We start from the raw sequence: 914 nt of genomic DNA, 5'->3' as shown, positions 1-914 counted from the left end.
TGCAGCTTGTTCGAGCCATTGACGTAGATCTGGTCGCTCTCGTTCCCGCCCTGCAGCGTGACCCGGCCGGTGCCGAGCGTGACCGAGATCCCGCCTATGGTCGTGGTCGGAAAGGTGGTCGATGCCCCCGGCGTGGTGGTGCCGTCGCTGAGGACCACCTTGAGATCCATCCCGTCGCGCAGGGTCAGGCTAGCTTGGCTAGAGGTGACGTTGGTGAGGCGTACCTCCTCGAAGCCGGTGAACTGGACCAGGCCGGCCAGGTTGAAGCTGCCTGGGCCAGTCAGCGCGAGCACATCGTATCCGGCGCCGCCATCCAGTTGGTCACCACCGGTGTAGGTCGTGGTCGTGCCGTTGTAGACGAGGGTACCCAAGTTCAGCGTTGCTGCCGTGGCCTGAATGGTCTGGTCCCCCGCCGACAGAAGGACCACATCGGATCCTGTCGTGAGGACCGTCGCTCCGCGATCAATCGTATCGATGGCCGTGGTAACACGACCACCGGCGCCTGTGTTGCCAGCAACATCCGTATAGAGGCCAGTCGCGACAGAAATTTCGCCAGAGCCCGTATAGTTCGCGTCGGGCGTGAACACCGCCGTATATTTCAGCGGATCAACCATCACGAGACCGCTTAGCTGCCCGTGCGTCGCGGTCACATCGCTTAGCGCAAAGCCCGTGACGGCTTCGCTGAACTGGAACGTGACGATGGCAGACTCACCAGCCAGCAGCTGCCCGTCGTTGATGGTCAAGGTCAGCACGGGTGGCGTTACATCGAGAGGACCTGCCTTCGTGTAGGTACCTGAGGCGTCGGTGATGGTCTCGATGGAGCTGGTGAAGAGCTGGTCGCGCTGGGCGCTGGTCAGCGTCGCACCCTTGAGGATGACGGTATCCTGCCCAGCTCCACCCACGATCTGAAGAGC

1 protein-coding gene is annotated in these 914 nt (G+C 62.5%); it reads right to left on the bottom strand.

Annotated features, from left to right (window positions below):
• On the bottom strand, positions 1-914 hold a 914-nt coding region (locus AC0IY1_RS25280), incomplete at both ends, for an Ig-like domain-containing protein (RefSeq protein WP_471773322.1).

Source organism: Methylobacterium sp. AC690 (assembly GCF_979256535.1).
Note: the sequence above shows the minus strand (reverse complement) of the source record. Positions and strands in the feature narration are given on the sequence as shown.